Source organism: Paraburkholderia sp. J63 (assembly GCF_905220245.1).
In the GTDB taxonomy this organism is placed as follows: domain Bacteria; phylum Pseudomonadota; class Gammaproteobacteria; order Burkholderiales; family Burkholderiaceae; genus Paraburkholderia.
In genome coordinates, this window is the sequence record NZ_CAJMZF010000016.1 from 136,723 (window position 1) to 157,308 (window position 20,586).

The 20,586-nt window shown below is 65.0% G+C and carries 20 protein-coding genes; 12 read left to right on the forward strand and 8 right to left on the reverse strand.

The window, feature by feature from the left end:
* The first annotated feature begins 9 nt into the window (after positions 1-9).
* The 10 genes from nuoL (at position 10) to U5775_RS19160 (ending at position 10,081) form a co-directional block, all read left to right on the forward strand.
* Complete coding sequence (nuoL, locus tag U5775_RS19115) at positions 10-2,061, forward strand: NADH-quinone oxidoreductase subunit L (protein WP_322059646.1); 2,052 nt, start codon at positions 10-12, stop codon at positions 2,059-2,061.
* Positions 2,062-2,081: 20 nt separating this feature from the next.
* Positions 2,082-3,581, forward strand: a complete 1,500-nt coding sequence (locus U5775_RS19120) for an NADH-quinone oxidoreductase subunit M (protein WP_322059647.1) — start codon at positions 2,082-2,084, stop codon at positions 3,579-3,581.
* 24 nt (positions 3,582-3,605) lie between these two features.
* A complete protein-coding gene (gene nuoN, locus U5775_RS19125; RefSeq protein WP_322059648.1) occupies positions 3,606-5,078 on the forward strand; it encodes an NADH-quinone oxidoreductase subunit NuoN in 1,473 nt (490 codons plus the stop codon).
* Positions 5,078-5,380, forward strand: a complete 303-nt coding sequence (locus U5775_RS19130) for a DUF2818 family protein (RefSeq protein WP_322059682.1) — start codon at positions 5,078-5,080, stop codon at positions 5,378-5,380. The genes nuoN and U5775_RS19130 overlap by 1 nt, the downstream gene beginning before the upstream one ends.
* A gap of 93 nt (positions 5,381-5,473) precedes the next feature.
* Positions 5,474-6,118 carry an NUDIX hydrolase gene (locus tag U5775_RS19135; protein ID WP_322059649.1) on the forward strand — a complete coding sequence of 215 codons (645 nt, stop codon included), beginning with the start codon at positions 5,474-5,476 and terminating at the stop codon, positions 6,116-6,118.
* A gap of 118 nt (positions 6,119-6,236) precedes the next feature.
* A complete protein-coding gene (locus U5775_RS19140; RefSeq protein WP_322059650.1) occupies positions 6,237-6,695 on the forward strand; it encodes a DUF1178 family protein in 459 nt (152 codons plus the stop codon).
* 67 nt (positions 6,696-6,762) lie between these two features.
* Positions 6,763-7,959 carry an acyl-CoA dehydrogenase family protein gene (locus U5775_RS19145; protein WP_322059651.1) on the forward strand — a complete coding sequence of 399 codons (1,197 nt, stop codon included), beginning with the start codon at positions 6,763-6,765 and terminating at the stop codon, positions 7,957-7,959.
* Between the two features lie 11 nt (positions 7,960-7,970).
* Positions 7,971-9,092: an acyl-CoA dehydrogenase gene (locus tag U5775_RS19150; RefSeq protein ID WP_322059652.1), complete on the forward strand. Its 1,122-nt coding sequence runs from the start codon at positions 7,971-7,973 to the stop codon at positions 9,090-9,092.
* Between the two features lie 63 nt (positions 9,093-9,155).
* Entirely contained in the window at positions 9,156-9,614 is a 459-nt protein-coding gene (locus U5775_RS19155) for a MaoC family dehydratase (protein WP_322059653.1), read from the forward strand.
* A complete protein-coding gene (locus tag U5775_RS19160) occupies positions 9,611-10,081 on the forward strand; it encodes a MaoC family dehydratase (RefSeq protein WP_322059654.1) in 471 nt (156 codons plus the stop codon). The genes U5775_RS19155 and U5775_RS19160 overlap by 4 nt, the downstream gene beginning before the upstream one ends.
* Before the next feature lie 133 nt (positions 10,082-10,214).
* Here U5775_RS19160 and U5775_RS19165 read toward each other — a convergent pair whose 3' ends face one another.
* From U5775_RS19165 to U5775_RS19190, 6 genes are all read right to left on the reverse strand, one after another.
* Positions 10,215-10,931, reverse strand: a complete 717-nt coding sequence (locus U5775_RS19165; RefSeq protein WP_322059655.1) for a glutathione binding-like protein — start codon at positions 10,929-10,931, stop codon at positions 10,215-10,217.
* Positions 10,932-11,125: 194 nt separating this feature from the next.
* The gene (locus U5775_RS19170; protein ID WP_322059656.1) at positions 11,126-12,385 is read right to left on the reverse strand and encodes an acyl-CoA dehydrogenase family protein; all 1,260 of its coding nucleotides are present in this window, start codon (positions 12,383-12,385) and stop codon (positions 11,126-11,128) included.
* Positions 12,386-12,474: 89 nt separating this feature from the next.
* Positions 12,475-13,599, reverse strand: coding sequence for a phosphotransferase (locus tag U5775_RS19175; RefSeq protein WP_322059657.1), 1,125 nt, complete (start codon positions 13,597-13,599; stop codon positions 12,475-12,477).
* 33 nt (positions 13,600-13,632) lie between these two features.
* On the reverse strand, positions 13,633-14,352 hold the full coding sequence (locus U5775_RS19180; protein WP_322059683.1) for a histidine phosphatase family protein: 720 nt from the start codon (positions 14,350-14,352) through the stop codon (positions 13,633-13,635).
* On the reverse strand, positions 14,352-15,140 hold the full coding sequence (locus U5775_RS19185) for an oxepin-CoA hydrolase, alternative type (RefSeq protein ID WP_322059658.1): 789 nt from the start codon (positions 15,138-15,140) through the stop codon (positions 14,352-14,354). The genes U5775_RS19180 and U5775_RS19185 overlap by 1 nt, the downstream gene beginning before the upstream one ends.
* On the reverse strand, positions 15,137-16,699 hold the full coding sequence (locus tag U5775_RS19190) for a 3-hydroxyacyl-CoA dehydrogenase (RefSeq protein ID WP_322059659.1): 1,563 nt from the start codon (positions 16,697-16,699) through the stop codon (positions 15,137-15,139). The genes U5775_RS19185 and U5775_RS19190 overlap by 4 nt, the downstream gene beginning before the upstream one ends.
* A gap of 118 nt (positions 16,700-16,817) precedes the next feature.
* Here U5775_RS19190 and U5775_RS19195 point away from each other — a divergent pair, with 118 nt between their 5' ends.
* Entirely contained in the window at positions 16,818-17,459 is a 642-nt protein-coding gene (locus tag U5775_RS19195) for a glutathione S-transferase (RefSeq protein ID WP_322059660.1), read from the forward strand.
* 321 nt (positions 17,460-17,780) lie between these two features.
* Positions 17,781-18,740 carry a fimbrial protein gene (locus U5775_RS19200; protein WP_322059661.1) on the forward strand — a complete coding sequence of 320 codons (960 nt, stop codon included), beginning with the start codon at positions 17,781-17,783 and terminating at the stop codon, positions 18,738-18,740.
* A 3-nt stretch (positions 18,741-18,743) separates the two neighbouring features.
* Here the strand turns inward: U5775_RS19200 and U5775_RS19205 are convergent, their stop codons facing one another.
* Together U5775_RS19205 and U5775_RS19210 are read right to left on the reverse strand one after the other, a co-directional pair.
* Positions 18,744-19,937, reverse strand: a complete 1,194-nt coding sequence (locus tag U5775_RS19205) for a pyridoxal phosphate-dependent aminotransferase (RefSeq protein ID WP_322059662.1) — start codon at positions 19,935-19,937, stop codon at positions 18,744-18,746.
* A 117-nt stretch (positions 19,938-20,054) separates the two neighbouring features.
* Positions 20,055-20,579 (reverse strand): putative toxin-antitoxin system toxin component, PIN family, encoded by a 525-nt coding sequence (locus tag U5775_RS19210; RefSeq protein WP_322059663.1) that lies wholly within the window; start codon positions 20,577-20,579, stop codon positions 20,055-20,057.
* Between the last annotated feature and the right edge of the window lie 7 nt (positions 20,580-20,586).

Here is a 20,586-nt window from a genome sequence, read left to right on the forward strand (position 1 = left end):
AGGCTGTTTATGGCAACGACACTCAACGAAACCTTATTGCTGGCGATCCCGCTGGCGCCCCTCGCCGGTTCTCTCATTGCCGGTCTGTTCGGCAAGACGGTAGGGCGCGCGGGCGCGCATACGGTCACCATTCTCGGCGTCGCGATTGCGTTCGTGCTCTCGTGCATCACGTTGTTCGACGTGGTGAACGGCGCGAGCTTCAACGCGACCGTCTATGAATGGATGTCGGTAGGCGGCCTGAAGTTCGAAGTCGGCTTCCTGATCGACTCGTTGACGGCGCTCATGATGGTCGTCGTGACCTTCGTGTCACTGATGGTGCATATCTACACGATCGGCTACATGGCGGACGAAGAGGGCTACCAGCGCTTCTTCTCGTACATCGCGCTGTTCACGTTCTCGATGCTGATGCTCGTGATGAGCAACAACTTCCTGCAGCTGTTCTTCGGCTGGGAAGCGGTGGGTCTCGTTTCGTACCTGCTGATCGGCTTCTACTTCAAGCGTGAAAGCGCCATCTACGCGAACATGAAGGCGTTCCTCGTGAACCGCGTGGGCGACTTCGGCTTCCTGCTGGGCATCGGTCTGCTGCTCGCGTACGGCGGCTCGCTCAACTACAACGACGTGTTCGCGAAGGGCCACGAAATCGCCGCGCTGACGTTCCCGGGCACTTCGTGGAACCTGCTGACGGTCGCGTGTATTTGCCTCTTCATCGGCGCGATGGGCAAGTCGGCGCAGTTCCCGCTGCACGTCTGGCTGCCCGATTCGATGGAAGGCCCGACGCCGATCTCGGCACTGATCCACGCCGCCACCATGGTGACGGCCGGTATCTTCATGGTCGCGCGCATGTCGCCGCTGTTCGAGCTTTCGGAGGCCGCGCTCTCGTTCATCGTCGTGATCGGCGCCATTACCGCGCTCTTCATGGGCTTCCTCGGCGTCGTGCAGAACGACATCAAGCGCGTGGTCGCGTATTCCACGCTCTCGCAGCTCGGCTACATGACGGTGGCGCTCGGCGTCTCGGCTTACCCGGTCGCGATCTTCCACCTGATGACGCACGCGTTCTTCAAGGCGCTGCTGTTCCTCGGCGCGGGTTCGGTCATCATCGGCATGCACCACGACCAGGACATGCGCAACATGGGCGGTTTGCGCAGGTACATGCCCATCACGTGGATCACCTCGCTCATCGGTTCGCTCGCGCTGATCGGTACGCCGTTCTTCTCGGGCTTCTACTCGAAGGACTCGATCATCGACGCCGTGAAGCTCTCGCACCTGCCGGGTTCGGGCTTCGCTTACTTCGCCGTGGTCGCGAGCGTGTTCGTCACGGCGCTGTACTCGTTCCGCATGTACTTCCTCGTGTTCCACGGTGAAGAGCGTTTCCGCGGTCCGAAGCACCCCGACTCGCCGATGGGCGCCGAAGCCGCATCGCACAGTCACGGCAATGGTCACGGTCACGACGAGCATCACGTGCACGTGCCGCACGAGTCGCCGTGGGTCATCTGGGTGCCGCTCGTGCTGCTCGCGATTCCTTCGGTGATCGCCGGCGCGTACGCGATCCAGCCGTTGCTGTACGGTGGTTTCTTCTCGCACGGCGTGGCGTTCCAGGACGTGATCTTCATCGGCCAGAACCATGAGGCGCTGACCGAGATGGGGCAGGAATTCCAGGGCTGGGCCGCGATGGGCGCGCATGCGTTCTCGGGCCTGCCGGTCTGGCTCGCACTGGCAGGCGTGATTGTGGCGTGGTTCTTCTACATGAAGCGCCCGGAGCTGCCGGCCGTCGTGTCGCGCACGTTCTCGCCGGTCTACAAGCTGCTGTGCAATGCGTATTACCTCGACAAGATCAACGAAATCGTCTTCGCTCGCGGAGCGGTCGCTATCGGTCGCGGTCTGTGGAAGGAGGGTGATGTCGTCGTGATCGACGGCGTCGTCAACGGGAGCGCCAAGTTTATCGGCTGGTTTGCAACTGTGATTCGTTTCCTGCAATCCGGCTATATCTACCACTACGCATTCGCCATGATCATTGGCATGCTTGGCCTCCTTACCCTGTTTGTAACGCTCAGCGGCAAATAAGAAGGCGAGGAAAAAAACGCATGCACGCAACTCCGATTCTCAGTATTGCGATCTGGATGCCTATCGTTTTTGGCATCATCGTTCTTGTAGTGGGTTCCCTGCGGAGCTCGAGCGCGGACCGCTGGATCGCGCTCATCGGTTCGGTGCTAAGTTTCCTCGTCACCCTTCCGCTCGTTTCGGGCTTCGACACCTCCACGGCTGCGCTCCAGTTCGAGGAGAAGTCGGTCTGGATCGAGCGGTTCAATATTTCGTATCACCTGGGCGTCGACGGCATCTCGCTGTGGCTCGTGGTGCTCACGGCGCTCATCACCGTGATCGTCGTGATCGCGGGCTGGCAGGTCATCCAGAAGAACGTCGCGCAATACTACTCGGCGTTCCTCATCCTGTCGGGTCTGATGATCGGTGTCTTCTGCGCCGCCGACGGCCTGCTGTTCTACGTGTTCTTCGAAGCCACGCTCATTCCGATGTACATCATCATCGGCGTGTGGGGCGGCCCGAACCGCGTGTATGCGGCGTTCAAGTTCTTTCTCTATACGCTGGCCGGCTCGCTGTTGATGCTGATCGCGTTGCTGTACCTCTACCGCGAAACCGGTACGTTCGACCTCGCCACCTGGCAGGCCGCCAAGCTTGCGATGACGCCGCAGATCCTGCTGTTCATCGCGTTCTTCTTCGCGTTCGCGGTCAAGGTGCCGATGTGGCCGGTCCACACGTGGTTGCCGGACGCGCACGTCGAAGCGCCCACGGGCGGCTCGGTGGTGCTGGCCGCCATCATGCTCAAGCTCGGCGCGTACGGTTTCCTGCGTTTCTCGCTGCCGGTCACGCCGGACGCGAGTCACTACCTGGCGCCGGTCATCATCACGCTGTCGTTGATCGCCGTGATCTACATCGGCCTCGTGGCGATGGTGCAGGCGGACATGAAGAAGCTGGTCGCGTACTCGTCGATCGCCCACATGGGCTTCGTCACGCTCGGCTTCTTTATGTTCGGCCCGTCGAGCCAGCTCGCGATGGAAGGCGCGATCATCCAGATGATCTCGCACGGCTTTGTCTCGGGCGCCATGTTCCTGTGCATCGGCGTGCTGTATGACCGCATGCACACGCGCGACATCGCCGATTATGGCGGCGTCGTCAACACGATGCCGAAGTTCGCGGCGCTGGCCATGCTGTTCGCGATGGCCAACTGCGGCCTGCCGGGCACCTCGGGATTCGTCGGCGAATTCATGGTGATTCTGGCGGCAGTGAAGTTCAACTTCTGGATCGCTTTCGGGGCGGCGTTCACGCTGATCCTGGGCGCGGCCTATACGTTGTGGATGTACAAGCGCGTGTACTTCGGCGCCATCGCGAACGATCATGTTCGCGAGCTGAAGGACATCAGCTGCCGCGAATACTTCATTCTTGCGGTGCTCGCGCTGCTTACGCTTCTCATGGGCATCTACCCGAAGCCCTTTACCGATGTGATGCACGTTTCCGTGGAAAACCTCCTCTCCCACGTCGCAGTGTCGAAGCTGCCGCTGTCACAGTAATACCGAGCGGAGGAACAAAAGATCATGCCAAACGCCCCTATGAACGCTCTGCTACCTGATGCGCTGGTGATGGCCGGTGTCATCGTTGCGTGGCTCAACGATACGTTCACCGGTCCTTCGGGCCGGCGCACGACCTATTTCATCGCGCTGCTGACGACCGTCATCGCCGGCATCTGGTTCGCGGTGAACGCGTTCGATCCGCACGTGTACTACTACTTCACGCGGATGTACGTGGTGGACGCGTTCGCGAGTGCCATGAAGTCGGTGGTCACGCTCGGCTACGCGGTCACGATCGTGTACTCGCGCAAGTATCTCGAAGACCGCGACATGTTCCGGGGCGAGTTCTTCCTGCTTGGCCTGTTCTCGTTGCTCGGCCAGATCGTGATGATCTCGGGTAACAACTTCCTCACGCTGTACCTCGGCCTCGAGCTGATGTCGCTCTCGCTCTACGCGGTCATCGCGCTGCGCCGCGACGCGACGCAGTCGAACGAAGCGGCCATGAAGTACTACGTGCTGGGCGCGCTCGCATCGGGCTTCCTGCTCTACGGCATCTCGATGCTGTACGGCGCGACCGGCTCGCTCGATCTGGGCGACGTGTTCAAGGTGGTTGCCTCGGGCCACGTCAACGACATCGTTCTGCTGTTCGGCGTGGTGTTCATCGTCGCCGGCGTGGCGTTCAAGATGGGCGCGGTGCCGTTCCACATGTGGGTGCCCGACGTCTATCAAGGCGCGCCCACGGCCATGACGCTGCTCACCGGCGGTGGCCCGAAGGTCGCGGCGTTCGCGTGGGCCGTGCGCTTCCTCGTCATGGGTCTGCTGCCGCTGGCCGTGGACTGGCAGGAAATGCTGATCATCCTGGCCGCGCTTTCGATGATCGTCGGCAACATCACGGGTATCGTCCAGCGCAACGTCAAGCGCATGCTCGCGTACTCGGCCATCTCGAACATGGGCTTCGTGCTGCTGGGCCTCCTGGCCGGCATCGTCGACAACAAGGCGACCGGCGCGGCCAGCGCGTACAGCTCGGCCATGTTCTACAGCATCATCTATCTGATCACGACGCTCGGCACGTTCGGTATCGTCATGCTGCTCGCCCGTCGCGACTTCGAGGCGGAAACGCTCGACGACTTCAAGGGCCTGAACCAGCGCAGCCCGGTGTTCGCGTTCGTCATGATGCTCATGATGTTCTCGCTCGCCGGCATCCCGCCGACGGTCGGTTTCTACGCGAAGCTCGCCGTGCTCGAAGCGACCATGAACGCCGGCCTCACGTGGCTTGCCGTGCTCGCGGTCATTACGTCGCTGTTCGGCGCGTTCTACTACCTGCGCATCGTCAAGCTGATGTACTTCGACGCGCCCACGGATACCGCGCCGATCGAGGGCCACGCATTCAATCGCGCGCTGCTGACCGTCAACGGCGTGGCCGTGCTGGTGCTCGGCATCATTCCCGGGCCGCTGATGTCGCTGTGCCTGCAGGCCGTTTCGCATACGCTGCCGCTCTGATGTCGTCAGCAGGGTGGTTTATTGTGTTGTTGGCGCTCGCGGGCGCCAACCTGCCGTTTGCCAATCAACGGCTGCTCGGTATCGTGCCGCTGCGCGCACCGAAGAAGAGCGCGTGGATTCGCATTGCCGAAATGATCGTGCTGTATTTTGTGGTCGGCGCGTTCGGCTTCATGCTGGAGGCGCGTGCCGGCAACCGCTTTGACCAGGGCTGGCAGTTCTACGCCATCACGTTCAGTCTCTTTGTCGTGTTCGCGTTTCCTGGCTTCACCTGGCAATATCTCGTCAAACGCCGTCCGGCGTGATGCGTACGCCTCGTTCTTGACGGGGCGTACGCCATTCGATCGCATCGCGGATTCCCACGACTTCTCCGTAGAGGCGCTTCCCAGAGGTTGAACATGGCTGCTGAACATCAAAAACACGACCCGGCGCTCGCCGAGACGTGTGTGGAAAGCACGACGCTCCACGCGGGCAAATTCCTGACGCTCAAGTGCGACACGGTCGCGTTGCCGGACGGCAAGCACGCGACGCGCGAATACGTCCAGCATCCGGGCGCCGTGATGGTGATCCCGCTCTTCGACGACGGCCGCGTGCTGATGGAGCGCCAATACCGCTATCCGCTCTCGCGCGTGATGACCGAATTTCCGGCGGGCAAGCTCGATCCGCAGGAAGGCGCGCTCGCCTGCGCGATCCGCGAGCTGAAGGAAGAGACGGGCTATGAGGCGCGCGAGTACGTCTATCTCGCGCAGATCCACCCGGTGATCTCGTACTCGACCGAATTCATCGACATCTATCTGGCGCGCGGCCTGATCGAGGGCGAGGCGAAGCTCGACGAAGGCGAATTCCTCGAAACGTTTACGGCGACGCTGCCCGAGCTGCTCGAATGGGTGCGCACGGGCAAGATCACCGACGTGAAGACGATCATCGGCACCTTCTGGCTCGAAAAGGCGCTCTCGGGCGCGTGGCCGCCGTATTCACTTGAGCGCGGCATGTTTGTGTCGAGCGGGCCGCCGCGCGCGGCGCTACAATCGACCACCGGCTAGCCGGCCGTCCGGTGCTGCGATGATGTTCGATACGATCCGCCGAGCCCATCGAAAATTTTACGAACGGTCGTTCACAAATTTCCGTTTTGCGCTACACTCAACGCAAGCCTCGATTCCCATGAAGGTCCTCGATTTACAGTGCCCAGACGGCCATCGGTTTGAAGGCTGGTTCGCTTCCGCTGACGACTTCGAGTCGCAGCTTTCGCGCAAGCTGGTCGAATGTCCGATGTGCAGCGCCACCAACGTGAGCCGCGTGCCGTCCGCGCCCCGACTGAATCTGTCGGGCGCGAGCGCGGCGCCGTCCGCTGCCGGCCAGGCGTCACAGGCCGGGCAGGCGGCACACGTAGCGGCGCAATGGCAGGCGCATGCCATGCGCGTGATGCGCGAGGTCCTGGAGAAGACGGAGAACGTAGGCGACCGTTTCGCCGAGGAGGCGCGGCGCATTCATTACAACGAAGCGCCGGCGCGCAACATCCGCGGGGTGGCATCCGCGGAAGATGCGCAAGCTCTCGTCGAAGAAGGCATCGATGTGATGCCGCTGCCGGTTCCGGCCGCGTTGAAGGATCCGCTGCAATAAGGTCATGCGGGTCTTCGCCGTGGCTTGGGGTGCATGCCCCACCAGCCGCGGCCAGGAGACAACCCGCATGGATCTCGATTACACCCCCACCGACGACGCGTTCCGCGCCGAAGTCCGCACCTGGCTTGAGGCCAATCTGCCTCAAGCCGTGCGCGAGAAGGTTCTCAACCACAAACGCCTGAGTCGCGACGACATCGCCGGCTGGCACAAGCTGCTCGGCCAGCGCGGCTGGTCCACGCCCGCGTGGTCCGCCGAGTACGGCGGACCGGGCTGGAGCGAGACGCAGCGCCACATCTGGGACGAGGAGTGCGGCCGCATCGGCGCGCCGCCCGTTCTGCCGTTTGGCGTCTCGATGGTCGCGCCCGTGCTCATGAAGTACGGCAACGAGGCCCAAAAGCGCCGCTACCTGCCGCGTATCCTCTCGGGCGAAGACTGGTGGTGCCAGGGCTATTCGGAGCCGGGCTCGGGCTCGGATCTGGCCTCGCTGCGCACGCGCGCAGTGCGCGAGGGTGACCACTACGTCGTGAACGGCCAGAAGACCTGGACCACGCTCGGCCAGTACGCCGACATGATGTTCTGCCTCGTGCGCACCGACCCCGCCGCGAAGAAGCAGGAGGGCATCTCGTTCCTGCTCATCGACATGAAGACGCCCGGTATCACCGTGCGCCCGATCATCACGCTCGACGAAGACCACGAGGTCAACGAAGTGTTCTTCGAGGACGTGAGGGTCCCCGTCGAGAATCTCGTCGGCGAGGAGAACCGCGGCTGGACCTACGCGAAATATCTGCTCGGCCACGAGCGCACGGGCATTGCGCGCGTGGGCGCGTCCAAGCGCGAGCTCGCGTTCCTCAAGCACGTCGCGCTCGCGCAGAAGAAGCACGGCAAGCCGCTGTTGCACGATCCGGTTTTCGCGGCGCGCGTGGCCGCCGTCGAGATCGAGCTGATGGCGCTCGAAGTGACGGCCGAGCGTGTGATCGCGAGCAGCGGCCATGGCCGCGGCCCCGGGCCTGAGGCGTCGATGCTCAAGATCAAGGGCACCGAAATCCAGCAGGCGCTCACCGAGCTGATGGTCGACGCGGTCGGGCCGCTCGCCGCGCCGTTCGATCCGGCGTTCCTCGAAGGCGAGCACGCCCATGCGGCCGGCGGCGACGACGACGCAGCGCCGCTCGCGGCCTACTACTTCAACTATCGCAAGACGTCGATTTACGGCGGGTCGAACGAAATCCAGAAGAACATCATCGCGCAGATGATTCTGGGGATTTGAGGAGCGGCGCAATGGACTTCAATTTCACCGAAGAGCAACAGCAACTTGCCGACGCGCTGCGTCGCTATCTCGACAAGAATTACGGCTTCGAAGCGCGGCAGGCGATCGTGAAGACGCCCGAGGGCGTCTCGGCCGCGCACTGGACGGCGTTCGTCGAACTCGGGCTCACGGCGCTGCCGGTGCCGGCGGAACAGGGCGGTTTCGACGGCTCGCCGTTCGACATGCTTGTGGTCATGCAGGAGCTGGGCCGCACGCTCGTGGTCGAGCCGTACTGGGCGAGCGCGGTAGGCGTCGAGGCGCTCAAGCTCGCGGGCGCGGACGATGGGCAAAACGCGCAACTGCTGGAGCGCGTGGCGGCAGGCGAGATCAAGCTCGCCGCGGCATTTCACGAGCCCGGCGCGCGCTACGACCTGTTCGCGCTCGAGACGCTCGCGAAGGAAACCGGCGATGGCTTCGCGCTCACGGGCAGCAAGTCGGTCGTCCAGCACGGCGCGCAAGCCGATTACTGGATCGTGCCGGCGCGCCTCGCGGGCGAAGTCGCGCTGTTCGTGGTGGCGCGCGATGCGAAGGGCGTCGAGGTGAGCGACTACCGCACGATCGACGGCCAGCGCGCCGCCGCGCTCAGGTTCGACGGCGCGAGCGCACGCCGTCTGGGCGACGCGGGCGCGGCCACGTGGGAGCGAATCGCCGATTACGCCACCTTCCTGCTGTGCGCGGAAGCGGTGGGCGCCATCGACGCGCTCAATCACGCGACCGTCGAGTACACGAACACGCGCCAGCAGTTCGGCGTGCCGATCGCACGCTTCCAGGCGCTCCAGCACCGCATGGCCGAGATGCTGATTCACGGCGAGCAGGCGCGCTCGCTCACCTACCTCGCGGCCGCGCGCTACAGTAGCGCTTCGCCCGACGAGCGCCGCCATGCAATTTCGGCGGCGAAGGTGCGGGTGGGCCAGGCGGCGCGCTACGTGGGCCAGCAGGCGGTGCAATTGCATGGCGGCATGGGCGTGACCAACGAGGTCGCGGCGGCGCATCTGTTCAAGCGTCTCGCGATCATCGAGACCACGCTCGGCGACGTCGATCACCATCTCGAACGTTTTGCGTCGCTGCCGGGATTTGCGCAGGCGGCTGCCTGAAGCGCGTGCCGGCAGGCGTGTCGTGAAGCGCGTTGTGAAGCCATTCGAAACGGAGAGGCATTGATGGGAGTCAGTTACGAAGATCTCGAAGTGGGCAAGTCGTATGAAGTCGGCTCGCACACGTTCGGGCGCGAAGAGATCGTCCAGTTCGCGCAGCAGTACGATCCGCAGCCGTTTCATCTGAGCGAGGCGGCCGGCGAGGCGTCGCATTTCGGCGGCCTCGTCGCGAGCGGCTGGCACACGTGCTCGGTCATGATGGGCATGCTCGTGCGCAATTTCCTGGAGGGCTCGACGTCGATGGGCTCGCCCGGCATCGACGGGATTCGCTGGATCAAGCCGGTGCGCGTCGGCGATACGCTCACGATGACCAACCACGTCGTGAGCAAGCGCGTTTCGGAGAGCAAGCCCGATCGCGGTATCGTCGAGACGCGCTGGGAAGGCCGCAATCAGCATGGCGAGACCGTGGTGACGGTGAGCTCGAAGGCGCTATTTGGGTTGCGCCAGCCGGGAGCCGGGTCATGAGCGCGGTGACGGCGGTGGAAATTGCCGACGTCGCCGGCTTGCGCGCGCTCGTGGGCGCCGAGCCGTTCTTGAGCGACTGGCACGCGGTGAGCGAGGCGAGCGTGCTCGGTTTCGCCGACGCGACCGGCGATCATCAATGGATACACGTCGATGCGGAGCGTGCGCGCCGCGAGTCGCCGTTCGGCGGCCCGATCGCGCACGGCTTTCTCACGCTCTCGCTCGTGCCGGCGCTGCTCGCGGAGACCGTGGCGATGCGCCAGCGCATGGGCGTGAATTACGGGCTCAACCGCGTGCGCTTCACCTCGCCGGTGCTCGTGGGCGCGCGGGTGCGGGCGCGCATCGGCGTGAAGGAGGTCAGCGACGTGGAGGGCGGCGGCGCGCAGGTCGTCTGGAACATCGCCATCGAATGCGAGGGCAGCGAGCGGCCCGCATGCGTGGCCGAATTCATTTCGCGGCACTACTTCTGAACGCTTTTTCTAAGCGTTAGAACGTTCGCGCGCCCTGGCGCGTTCAGCATGCGAGAGGGGCGTCCGGCCTTGAGCCGGACGCCCCTCGTTCGTTCTGGCTGGTGTCGGCTTGGCGTCGGTTTTGCGTCGATCGTCAGGCCGCCTTCGAGCCGTGCTTCTCGTACTGCGTCGCGCCGAACAGTATCTCCTTCGCCTTGTCGTCCATGAGCGGCTTGCGGGCGTTCGCCAGCACCTCGACGCCGCGCTTGACCGCCGGGCGCGCCGCGATCGCTTCGTGCCAGCGCTTCACGTTGGGCAGCGCGTCGAGATCGACGCCCTGGTTCTGCCACGAGCGCGTCCACGGAAACGCGGCAATATCGGCGATGGTGTAGTCGTCGCCGGCCAGGTACTCGGTCTTTTCGAGCTGCGTCTCCATCACGTTGTAGAGGCGCTTCGCCTCGTTCGTGTAGCGGTTCACGGCGTACTCGATCTTCTCGGGCGCGTAGATGCGGAAATGGTGCGCCTGGCCGAGCATCGGGCCGAGGCCGCCCATCTGGAACATCACCCACTGCAGCACGTCGTAGCGCGCCGCGAGGTCTTCGGGCATGAACTTGCCGGTCTTCGCGGCCAGATAGATCAGGATCGCGCCCGATTCGAACAGCGAGAACGGCTTGCCGTCGGCGCGCGCGGGGCCTTCGGAATCCGTGATGGCCGGAATCTTGTTGTTCGGGCTGATTTCGAGGAACTCGGCCTTGAACTGGTCGCCGGCCCCGATATCGATGGGATGCACGCGGTACTCGAGGCCCGTCTCCTCGAGCATGATATGGACTTTGTGGCCGTTGGGCGTGGCCCAGCTGTAGACGTCGATCATCGTGGCTCCTTGGCGCCTGCTTTGATAAAGGCGCCACCAGGTGGTCCACGGCGCCTGAACTGGCGCAAATTAGCATAGATCGCCGGGCGGCGCAGAAGGCCCACGAGCGCCCCTGCTGCGCTTGTGGGCTTGGCTCGTCTGGGCTTGCGACGGTGCTGCAATGGCCCACGATGAGCGCGGAATCGGCGAGTCGCCTACGAACGCGTGATCGGCATCTCCACGCGCGAGGCCGCCGCCGGATCCACATAGCGCGCGAGTTCGAGCTTGGCGATGGCGTTGCGATGGACCTCGTCGGGGCCGTCGGCGAAGCGCAGCGTGCGCGCCTGCGCGTAGGCATAGGCGAGCGGAAAGTCGCCGCTCACGCCGCCGCCGCCGTGCACCTGGATCGCCCAGTCGATCACCTGGCAGGCCATGTTCGGCGCGACCACCTTGATCATCGCGATTTCGCCGCGCGCGCCCTTGTTGCCGACGGTGTCCATCATGTACGCGGTCTTGAGCGTGAGCAGGCGCGCTTGCTCGATCATGCAGCGCGCCTCGGCGATGCGCTCCTGCGTGACCGTCTGCTGCGCGAGGGTCTTGCCGAATGCCGTGCGCGAGAGCGCGCGCTTCGACATGAATTCGAGCGCACGCTCGGCGAGGCCGATCAGGCGCATGCAATGGTGGATGCGGCCCGGCCCGAGTCGCCCCTGGGCGATCTCGAAGCCGCGTCCTTCGCCGAGCAGGATATTCGCCGCCGGCACGCGCACGTTTTCGAGCTCGATCTCCATGTGGCCGTGCGGCGCGTCGTCGTAGCCGAACACCGTGAGCGGGCGCTTGACCGTGATGCCGGCGGCGTCGGCGGGCACGAGGATCATCGACTGCTGCGTATGGCGCGGCGCATCGGGGTCGGTCTTGCCCATCACGATATAGACCGCGCAGCGCGGATCGCCCGCGCCCGACGACCACCACTTGGTGCCGTTGATCACGTAGTCGTCGCCGTCACGTTCGATGCGCGTCTGGATGTTGGTCGCATCCGACGAAGCGACCTCGGGCTCCGTCATCAGGAAGGCCGAGCGGATCTGGCCTTCGAGCAGCGGCGCGAGCCACTGGCGCTTGTGTTCTTCGGTGCCGTAGCGCTCGATGGTTTCCATGTTGCCGGTGTCGGGCGCGCTGCAGTTGAACACTTCGGGCGCCCAGATCACGCGGCCCATGATCTCGCACAGCGGCGCGTATTCGAGGTTGGTGAGCCCCGCGCCGCGCGCCGAATCGGGCAGGAAGAGGTTCCAGAGGCCCGCCTCGTGCGCTTTCACCTTGAGTTGCTCGACGATCTGGGTCGGCACCCAGGCATTGCCGCTCGCGCGATTACGCTCGACTTCCTCGTGATAGACGGTCTCGTTCGGGTAGATGTGCTCGTCGAAGAACGCGAGCAGTTTCTCGCGCAGCGCCTGCACTTTCGGGGTGTAGTCGAAATTCATCCAGGACCTCGCCAATAAAGAGCACTGCGTAAGGATCGCGTGCTGATGGAATGTCGATGCGATGCGATGCGATGCGATGCGATGCGGCGCTAGCGCACCTTTTGCGCGTACTGCCATGCGAGCCCGGCCATCGGCTTCGCGCGCCGCCCCGCATCGGTGGCCTGAGCGCTCGCGGCGGTGCCCTCGACCACGCGTTTCATGATGCCCTGCAAGATGGCCGCGATGCGGAACATGTTGTACGCGAGATAGAAGTTCCAGTCGCCGCGGATCTCGAGGCCCGTGCGCTCGCCATAGCGCTGCACATAGTGCTGCTCGTCGGGAATGCCGAGCGCTTTCCAGTCGAGCCCGCCGATGCCGCGGAACTGGCCCGGCTCGACGTGCCAGGCCATGCAGTGGTACGAAAAATCGGCGAGCGGATCGCCGAGCGTCGAGAGCTCCCAGTCGAGCACCGCGAGCACGCGCGGCTCGGTGGGGTGGAAGATCAGGTTGTCGAGCCGGTAATCACCGTGCACGATCGAGACGCGCGAGCCACTACCATCGGACTCGTCGGGCAGGTGCTGCGGCAGCCATTCGATCAGGCGGTTCATCGCGTCGATCGACTCCGTTTCGGAGGCCTGATACTGGCGGCTCCAGCGGTCGATCTGGCGTGCGAAGTAATTGCCGGGCTTGCCGTAATCGGCGAGGCCGATGGCGTCGGGTCTCACGTTGTGAAGCGCGGCGATCACGCGGTTCATTTCGTCGTAGATCGCGCCACGCTCTTCGCGCGTCATGCCGGGCAGCGCCTGATCCCAGAGCACGCGGCCCTCGACGAACTCCATCACGTAGAACGCGCGGCCGATCACGGCTTCGTCCTCGCAGAGCGCGAGCATCCGGGCGACGGGCACGTCGGTGGCGCCGAGCGCGGCCATCACGCGATACTCGCGCTCGATCGCGTGCGCCGATGGCAGCAGCTTCGCCTTCGGGCCGGGCTTCGCGCGCATCACGTAGCTGCGCTTTGGCGTGATCAGCTTGAAGGTGGGATTCGACTGGCCGCCCGCGAACTGCTCGACCGTGAGCGGTCCCGCGAAGCCGTCGACATGCGCGGCAAGCCACGCGGCGAGCGCCCCGGTGTCGAAGCGCTGACGCTCGGCGACGGGGCGCGTGCCTTCGAACGCCGAAAAATCGGTCGAGCGATCGGCGTTCGTTTTGTCTCCCTCTGGGGTGGCTTGCGCCATGTTCGTCTCCCTGCTGTATTGGCGTTGCGCGGGCTAGCGCTGCGGGCGATAGCGCAGATATTGCGCGTACAGCATCTCCATCGTCGTATTGCGCACGTCGCGGTGCAGCGGCGAGGGCGGCGCGTAATTGAGCATGCGCACGACCCAGTCGTGGGGCGCCGCGCCCACGTCGAGCGCGTTGATGCAGCCCGTGGACTGCGCGAGGTGGCCGAAGAACGCGCGGCCGCCCGCGGTGATCGCGTGCGAGAGGATCGCGCGGTTCACGCCGCCGTGCAGGACCAGCAGCGCCGTGTCCCATGAGGTGTCGGCGCGCAGCGCGGCGAGCGCGGGCAGCGTGCGGTCGAGCAGATCGCCGATGGTCTCGCCGCCGAGAAAGCGCGTCGTTTCGGGCACGACGCCGTCGAAGACGCGCAGGAACGCGTCTTCGACTTGCTCGGGCGGAATCGAGCCGGGGCGGCCGCCGCGAATTTCTTCCCACGCCGGTTGTATGTCGAGCTCGATGCGCTGGCCGGTGGCGGCCAGCACGCGCTGCGCGGTCTCGACCGTGCGCCGCAGGCCGCTCACGATCACGCGGTCGAAGCGCACGCCTTGCTGCGCGAAGGCTTCGCCCGCGGCCGTGGCCTGGGCACGGCCGTTTTCGTTGAGCGGCACGGTCTCGGGGTCGATGGTGCGCCCCGAATCGTCGAAGTAGGTGACGTCGCCGTGACGCATCAGATAGATGCGCCGGCGCGAGGGCAAGGTGAATTCGCTCATCATTTGTAGACCGGCTGACGCTTTTCGAGGAACGCGGTGATGCCTTCGAGCCCGTCGCGATGATGGAGCGAGGTCACGAAGCTTTCGCGTTCGGCGATGAGCTGGTCGTCGAGCGATTGCGTGAGCGCGGCGTTCGTCAGCCCCTTGATGCGCGCGGCCGCGTTCGGCGAGATCTTGCCGAGATCGTCGGCCCAGGCGAGCGCCGTATCGAGCGCCGTCTGCGGTTTGGCGACGCGGTTCACGACGCCGAGGTCGGCGAGGCGCGGCGCGCCGATCGGCTTGCCTTCGATCATCAGCTCGAAGGCGAGCGCGCGCGGCAGCGAGCGCGAGAGGAACCACGAGCCGCCGCCATCGGGCGTGAGGCCCACGCGCGAGTACGCCATGACGAATTTCGCGTCCTCGGCGGCGACCAGCAGGTCGGCGGCGAGCGCGAGCGAGAAGCCCGCGCCCGCGGCGGCGCCTTCGACGGCGGCGATCACGAGCTTGCTCGACTGACGCATCGCCGTGGTCCATTGCGCGAGCATGTCGATGCTGGCCCCCTGCACCGATGGGTCCTTGGCGCGGTTTTCGAGCAGACGGTTCAGGTTGCCGCCCGCGCAGAAGAAGTTGTCGGCGCCCGTGAGGACGATCGCGCGCAGCGAGGGGTCGCGCTCGGCGGCATCGAATGCCTCGATGGCGGCGGCGTACATGTCGGGGTGCAGCGCGTTGCGTGCGCCGGGGTTCGACAGCGTCAGTACGAGCGTCGATTCGTGGTCGTGCGGGCGGGTGCTGCGGAGTTCGGCGCTCATTGCGTTGCCTCGTCTGTTGCGTGGATGTCTGCTGCGTCGGGTTGCGTGAGGGAGAGGCCGAGTTGCGCGCGGCGCGCAAGCCATGGCGACGGGCGATAGCGCGGGTCGCCGAGCACGGCGTGGATGTTGCGCAGGATCGTGAGGATCGTGCGCGCGCCGAGTGCGTCGCCTAGCGCGAGCGGCCCGTGCGGATAGCCGAGGCCGAGCGTGACGGCCAGATCGATGTCGCGCGGCGAGGCGATCTGCTTCTGCGCGATGTCGCAGCCTATGTTCACGATCGTCGCGACGATGCGCTGCGCGACGAAGCCCGTGGAATCGCGGATCACGGTGACCGGCACGCCATCGGCGGCGAAGAGCGCGTGGCCCGCGTCGCGGGCGGCGCGCGTGGTGGCCGGCGTCGTCATCAGCGTGCGGCGCTTCGCGCCCGCGAGCGGAAACAGCGTATCGATGGCGACCACGCGGCTCGCGTCGAGCTGCTCTTCGAGCGCGGCCGTGGTGGCGTCGAGACCCAGCGGCGTCACCACGATGAGCGAATCGGCGCCGGGCGCGTCGCCTTCGTCGATGGCGACGCCCGCCTGGGCGGCCAGCGCGAGCACGGCATCGCGCGCCGCGGCGTGGCGGCGGCTCACCCAGACGCGTGCGGGCAGCGTGGTGGGCGCGGCGGGTTCTTCGGGCGTCTGCTGCTTGCCCTCGACGTAGCGATAGAAGCCCTCGCCCACCTTGCGGCCCACGAGCCCGCCCGCGAGCCGCACGGCGGTAATGGGCGAGGGCGTGAAGCGCGGCTCCTCATAGAACTGGTGATAGATCGACTCCATCACGGGATGCGAGACGTCGAGCGCGGTCAGGTCCAGCAGCTCGAACGGGCCGAGCCGAAAGCCCGCCTGCTCGCGCATGATGCGGTCGATCTCGGCGAAGCTCGCCACGCCTTCGCCGGCCACGCGCAGGCCTTCGGTGTTCATGCCGCGGCCCGCGTGGTTGACGATGAAGCCCGGCATGTCCTTCGCGCGCACGGGCGTGTGGCCGATGCGGCGCGCGAGCGCCATGAGCGCGTCGCCGGCGGCGGGATCGCTGCGCAGGCCGTCGATCACCTCGACCACCTTCATCAGCGGCACGGGGTTGAAGAAGTGGTAGCCCGCGACGCGCGAGGGATCGGTGCACGCGGCGGCGATTGCCGTGATCGACAGCGACGAGGTATTCGAGGCGAGCACGCACTTGCCGCTCACCACGGTTTCGAGTTCGCGAAACAGGATGCGCTTGGCGTCGAGATTCTCGACGATCGCTTCGACGACGAGGTCGCAGCCCGCCAGGCCGTCGATCGTATTCACGCCCGTCACGCGTTCGAGCGCGGCCTGGGCGTCGGTCTCGCTGAGCTTGCCTTTTGCGGCGAGCTTCGCGAAGGTGTCGGCGAGGTACGCGCTCGCGGCGGCGACCGCCTGCGCATTGGTATCGTAGAGGCGCACCGCGAGGCCCGCCTGCGCGGCGATCTGGGCGATGCCGCGGCCCATCGCGCCGGTGCCGACGATGCCGATTGTCTCAATATTGAAATGATGTGAAGTCATTGGAAGCCTGGCTCCATGATTGGCCTAGAATAGCACGGTCGTACAATTTCACGATAACTCACGATAGCGGTTGGGTGGGTTCATTGCGGACACCGCCGCTCGCAAGGAGCTAATGAGAATGATCAAGCTGCATGGTTTTGCGCTGTCGAACTACTACAACAAGGTCAAGTTCGTGCTGCTCGAGTATGGCATTCCGTTCGAGGAGGTCGAGGTGAAACCGGGCCAGTCGCCCGAGTTTCTCGCGCATTCACCGCTCGGCAAGGTTCCGTATCTGGAAACGGAGCACGGCGACCTGTGCGAATCGCAGGTGATCGTCGAGTATCTGGCCGCGCGTTTTCCCGATAAGGGGATTTTCTCCGCCGATCCGTGGGAAGCGGCGAAGGAGCGTGAGCTGATCACGTTCGTCGACGTGCACCTCGAACTGACCGCGCGAAATCTGTACAAGCAGGCGTTCTTCGGCGGCACCATCAGCGATGCGACCAAAGACCGAACCGAAAAGCTTCTTGTACACCATATCGCCGGCTTTCTGCGGCTCGCGAAATTTGCTCCCTATCTGCGTGGCGAGCGTTTTACGGTGGCCGATGCGGCGGGGTACGCGAGCCTGCCGCTGGTGGCGCTGGCGACCAGGGCAATTTATGGGCGCGACTTCCTGAGCGAGGCCGGCATTGACTGGAAGCACTACGTTAAGACACTGGAGGAGCGTCCCGCCGCGGCGCGCGTGAGCGCCGACCGTAAGGCCTGGATTGTTAAAGGGACTTGACTGTTTCGTGCCAGGCAGCCACCCAGTTCAGGAATGTTCGATTGGAGGTTGATTGAGATCACGAGCGCCCGAGCGGTGGTCGCCTGGCGCCGCGTTCGCGCGCTGTACGATAGCGGGCTGTAAACGTTTTGTCGGCAGTGCCCGCGTAAAGCCTCGTGGGCCTTCAGAGATTTCTCCGTCCGAAGACGTGAGCGGACCCGGCAGGGTGCTCAGACCCGGCTGGCAAGCCCACTCAGGCCTTGCCAGCTTCTGCATTGCAGGTTTGTCGCCCTCATCGCGAAATGGAAATCAACAGTGCCAGGTGCACCTGGAGGGGGGACTATGTCTGGTTTGCGGAAATGGGTGGTTCTGGCGGGAGTGCTGTGCCTCGGAGGGCTGGCTGCGCCGGCCTATGCCGGCTGCAATTTCAGTTCGGGAGGTAGCGAGCAGACCATCGTCATGCCGGTGCCGCCCACGTTGACGGTGAGTCGCGACGCGGCCAACGGCACGCTCTACACGTCGCCCAACGTCTCGCCCTCGGGAAACGCGTACATCACGTGCACGTCGTCGTCGCCGTCGGGCATCCTGAACAATATCGGACCGCAGCCTGCCAACGGCGCGAACCAGTACCCGATCTACGTCAATGGCAGCGACACGGGGCTGGCGTTCCAGTGGATCTACAACGGCACGCCGGCAACGTCCTATGGCACTTATCCGTACAGCGGCTCGGGTTCGCCGTATAACACGCCTCATGCTTTCCGCCTGATCAAGACGGGGTCGCTCGCGGCCGGAACGGTCATACCGGGAGGAACCGTGATCGCTTACGGTGCCATCGGCGGCCTGAACGTGGTCGATATGGTGCTGGCCAGCGACATCGCCGTGAAGGCTGCGGCATGCACCACGCCCGACGTGACGGTGCCGCTTGGCGACCACCTCCAATCGGAGTTCAAGGGCGTCAATACTTTCTCGTCTTCAACGTCCTTCAACGTCGCACTGAGCAACTGCCCGTCCGGCATGAAGAGCGTCACCTACCGGATCGATCCGGCAACGCCCGTGCTCAATGCGGGGCAATCCGTGGTGGCGCTCGACGGCAGCTCGACCGCGACGGGCGTCGGCGTGCAGTTGCTCGACGGCAACGGCGCGGTGTTCCCGCTCAGCACGGTCAAGACCTTCAGCGGCTATGTCACGAGCACGGGCGGCAGCTATACGATTCCGTTCCGGGCGCGCTATTACCAGACCGCGGCAGCCATCACGCCGGGTCCGGCGAATACCTCGATGACCGTGACGATGCAATATCTGTAACGTCTACAGCCGCGCAAGGCGCTCGAGCGCGGTCGCGAGCGTGCTTTCCTTCTTGGCGAAGCAGAACCGCACGACGCCCGATTCGTGCGGCTCGTGATAGAACGCCGACACCGGAATGGCCGCCACACCGATCTCGGCCGTGAGCCACTTCGAGAATTCGGCTTCGGGCAGGTCGCTGATCGCCGAATAATCCACGCACTGGAAGTACGTGCCTTCGCATGGCAGCAGCTTGAAGCGCGAGTTCGCGAGGCCCGCGCGGAAGAAGTCGCGCTTCTTTTGATAGAACGCCGGCAGTTCCAGGTACGGCTTGGGATCGCGCAGATAGTGTGCGAGACCGACCTGCATCGGCGTGTTCACCGTGAACACGTTGAACTGGTGCACCTTGTGGAATTCGGCCGTGAGCGGCGCGGGCGCCGCCACGTAGCCGATCTTCCAGCCCGTCACGTGAAAGGTCTTGCCGAAGCTCGAGACGATGAAGCTGCGCGCCGCGAGTTCCGGATAGCGCGCGACGCTCTCGTGCGGCTGGTCGTCATAGACCATGTGTTCGTAGACTTCGTCGGAGAGGATCAGCACGTTGGTGCCGCGCACGATCTCTTCGAGCTTGCGCATGTCCTCGGCGCGCCAGACCGTGCCCGTGGGATTGTGCGGCGTGTTGATGAGGATGAGGCGCGTCTTCGGCGTGATGGCCGCGGCCAGGCGGTCGAACGGAATCGCATAGTCGGGCGCTTCGAGCGTCACGAACACGGGCTTGCCGCCCGCCAGTTCGATCGACGGCAGATAGCTGTCGTAGGTCGGCTCCACCACGATCACTTCATCGCCGGGATGCACCGTGCACAGGATGGCCGTGAGCAGCGCCTGGGTGGCGCCCGCCGTCACGGTGATCTCGGTATTCGCGTCGTAGCGGCGGCCGTAGACGCTCTCGATCTTCTCCGCGATGGCCTCGCGCAGCGCGGGAACGCCGGCCATCGGCGGGTACTGGTTGTGGCCGTCGCGCATGGCCTGTGCGACCGCGTCGACGATGCGCACATCGCAGTCGAAATCGGGGAAGCCCTGGCCCAGGTTCACCGCGCGCTTTTCGGCGGCGAGCGCGCTCATCACTGTGAAGATCGTCGTGCCGACGTCGGGCAGGCGCGAGGGAAAAGAGGGCGAGAGCAGCGGGGCGTGCGACGGATCTTGCGAGGGATGCGGTGCGTTCATGGCGCTGGCGGAAGGAGGACGGTGGAACGGAAAAGCTTGATTGTAGGCAAATCGCTGGGGCCGCGCGCGGTTGGGCCGGGAGTGCCTGACCGACACCGGCCGGATGGCACATCGGGCTCAGGCCGCCGAGACCTCGGCAGCGGTCAGCCCGCATTCGGCGACGAAGGCGTCCGGCGTGCCGATGCGAAAGCCGAAATCGCGCGCGATGCGCTTCGCGAGCTTGAGCACCGCGCGATCCTTCGAGACGAGCCATGCAGCGCCGCTGGCACGCGCGAGCTCCAGAAACTTCTGGTCGTCGCGGTCGCGGCATTGGGGCAGCGCGCGGGCGTCGGCGGGCAGCGCTGGCGGTTCGATCTGTCGCACGAGCGTCGCCAGCGCGGCGAGCGCAGCCGCCTTGTCGGTGCCGCGGCCCTGGAATTGCGGGTAATCGAGCACGTGGGCGAGCTCGGCGTGGCAGCGCGCGTCGATCAGCGCCGCGAGCGCGCCGCGTTCGAGCGCGGCGCGAATGGGGCGCGTATGCGGATCGTCGAATACGAGGATGTCGAGCCACACGTTCGAGTCGAGCACGACGGGAAGGGCATCTTGCGCGAGCGCCGCGCGGGAATCCGCATGGGCGCTGTCTGGGGGCGTAAAACCGGTCATTCGTGAA